The sequence below is a fragment of the Lactobacillus nasalidis genome, from assembly GCF_016587775.1.
In the GTDB taxonomy this organism is placed as follows: domain Bacteria; phylum Bacillota; class Bacilli; order Lactobacillales; family Lactobacillaceae; genus Lactobacillus; species Lactobacillus nasalidis.
Map to the genome: position 1 here is coordinate 1 of NZ_BOCG01000252.1, position 2,964 is coordinate 2,964.

Genomic DNA, 2,964 nt, shown 5'->3' on the forward strand with positions numbered 1-2,964 from the left:
AGGCCGGGTAGGCCCAGTACCAGCCGGCCGCGCCCAGGCCCGCCAGCAGGACCAGGCTGAAGACCAGCAGCCGCAGCCGCCGGCGGAAGTGGTGCTTTTTCCGGCTGACCAGTTTCTTGCCGCTTTTTCTTGCTTTTTTCGCCATTGCCGCTCCTTTCGGGACTTTCTCTCGCCCTGCCTCTGTAAATTCTCTTCTATCTTAGCAAGCATCGGCAGGCCCGAAACAAATTTTTTGCCTTTTTGGCAACTTTTTTGCAAAATATCACAATTTGTTCACACTTCCGGTATAATATAATGACTGTAGCAAGTGAGAGCTTGCTACTACACTCAACTTTTTGTTTTTCATTCATACTCCTCCAAAGTAAATGAAAAATATCGACTGACTCCATAGTCGATTCATATCTATCCCTTTCGGCTCACGTGCGTTGCGTGAGCTTTTTTGTTGCACCGCGGGAGTCATTGCGGCTCTTTATAGATCCGCAAGCAATTCTTTACGATTTGTTAAGGAATTCCAAACCCTTTATTGAGAATTTCCCTGTATGATAAACAATGTAACGAGCTGGTAGAACTCGTTACAAATACTCCCACTTTTTTATTTCATTCATTCTTACTCCTCCAAAGTAGATGAAAACCAAGTAGGCCTGCAAGACGCAGGCCTTTTTCTTTTTCTCAAACAGTTTTATACTTTAATTATGTCAAAACCAAATTAAGAATAGGAAATTATAAGGAATTAAGTCGATGATTTCAGCAGCTATCCAACGCGTCATTGAGGATAAATCGGGATCTTTTCTGATCCCGGCCAGCAAGATTGCTTTTGTCGAGGAGGACAACCCCCTCTACCATGCCTTCTTGATCCTCACCAAGGTCAAGTATGCCAAGATCCCGGTCCTGAACCAGGAGGGACAGATCACGGGCCTGTTGAGCCTGGCCATGATTACCGACAAGATGCTGGAACTGGACGGCATCTCCACCAAGCCCTTGAACCATTACAAGGTCAAGGACGTCATGCAGACAGATTTCGTGTCGGTCAATTTTACGGAGAAGGACCTGGAAACCCAGCTCCACCTCCTGGTTGACCACAACTTCCTCCCCGTGGTCGACGACCGCGGGGTGTTTCAAGGCATGATCACCCGGCGGGAATGGTTCAAGGCTTTCAATTATCTGGCGCACACTTTTGACGACCGCTATGTCACGATTGACAAAAAACAGCCCCTCCGGCTGCAGGCTGGCGGGAAATAATCTTTTACAAGCATTTCTCATGAAAACGATCCAACTTGTGTTAAAATTTATTTAATAAGATATATCAAGATAGAGATAAAAAAGTGTGTGTCAGCACTCCTTTTTTACTGGGAGGAATCAATCATGAAACGCCAATGGAAATTCATCGTTGTCCTCGTCATCGGGGCAATCGGGCTGATCACTGACAATGTCTTGCACGTTCCGGGAATCGCGGAAGTCATGTTCGACATCGCTGGTGCTTATGTCAGTTTCTCTTTAGCAAAAGAAATGTTGGACGACCTCAAGGAAGGCCACAGGGGCATTGACGTTCTTGCCCTGATCGCGGTCATTTCCATGATCATCACCCGGGACTACTGGGCTGAATGGATGATCCTGGTCATGTCCACGGGTGGCGAGAGCCTGGAAGACTACGCGACCGGCCAGGCCAACCGCAAGCTGCGGGCCCTTTTGGACAAGAACCCGCGGGTAGCCGGCAAACTGGTTGACGGCAAGGTGGTCGAAGTCAAGGTTGACGACCTGCAGATCGGCGACAAGGTCCTGATCAAGCCGGGCCAGCAGGTGCCGGTTGACGGGACCATCATCGAAGGCAGCTCGGCCTTTGACCAGTCATCTTTGACCGGTGAATCCGTGCCGGTCGACAAGACCGTCGGCGACGACCTGATGTCCGGTTCCCTTAACGGGGAAACGGCCGTCACCATGGAAGTCAAGAAGCTGGCCAAGGACTCTGAATACCAGTCCATCGTGGAACTGGTCAAGTCCTCTGCCGCCCAGCCGGCCAAGTTCGTCAAGATGGCCGACCGCTACGCCGTGCCGTTTACCATTATTTCATTGATCATCGGGATCGCGGCCTGGGTAACGACCGGGAACTTCACCCGCTTTGCCGAAGTCATGGTCGTTGCTTCCCCATGTCCGCTCTTGATCGCCGCTCCAGTTGCCCTGGTAGCGGGGATGAGCTCCATGTCCAAGCACCACATCATCGTCAAGTCTGGTCCGACCCTGGAACAGCTGGCCAAGGCCAAGACTTTTGCCTTCGACAAGACCGGTACTTTGACCCAGAACCAACTGGTCATCCAAGACGTTCTGCCGGAAAACGGCTTTGACAAGGAAAGCATCCAAAGCTACGCGGCCAGCCTGGAGCAGCAATCTGGCCACATTATCGCCAACTCCCTGGTTCAAGGGACCGACAAGTCCATGATCCAAGCCGTAAGCAACCTGCAGGAATCAACCGGTAACGGGGTCAGCGGGACTGTTGACGGCAAGACCGTCATGGTCGGCAAGCTTTCCTACGTGGCGCCTGATGCCAATGTAGCCAAGGCCAAGACTACCGCCGTCTACGTTTCCGTTGACGGCAAGTATGCCGGCTGCATCACCTTCAAGGACCAATTGCGGCCAGAAACGCCGCAGACCCTGGCCCGCCTGCGCAAGCAAGGGGCCAAGCACATCATGATGCTGACCGGGGACAACAAGGACGTGGCCCAAGCGATTGCTGACGTGGCCGGCGTTGACGATGTCCGGGCCAGCCTTTTGCCAGCCCAAAAGATCGAAGCCATCAAGAACGTGGCGCCTGAAAACCGCCCAGTCGTCATGACCGGGGACGGGATCAACGACGCCCCAAGCTTGACGGCTGCTGACGTCGGCATTGCCATGGGGGCCAAGGGGGCTACCGCGGCCAGCGAAAGCGCCGACGCGGTCATCATGGTCAACGACCTGAGCAAGATCAACGAT

2 protein-coding genes are annotated in these 2,964 nt (G+C 52.6%); both read left to right on the top strand.

The window, feature by feature from the left end:
* Positions 1-738 precede the first annotated feature (738 nt).
* The gene (cbpB, locus tag lacNas_RS04225) at positions 739-1,239 is read left to right on the top strand and encodes a cyclic-di-AMP-binding protein CbpB (RefSeq protein WP_201331604.1); all 501 of its coding nucleotides are present in this window, start codon (positions 739-741) and stop codon (positions 1,237-1,239) included.
* 123 nt (positions 1,240-1,362) lie between these two features.
* Positions 1,363-2,964 (top strand): heavy metal translocating P-type ATPase (locus lacNas_RS04230; protein ID WP_201346627.1); only part of this gene is annotated, 1,602 nt, incomplete at its 3' end.

Coding starts and splice junctions, on each gene's coding strand:
- cbpB (WP_201331604.1), top strand. CDS start 739: ATGATTTCAGCAGCTATCCAACGCGTCATTGAGGATAAATCGGGATCT.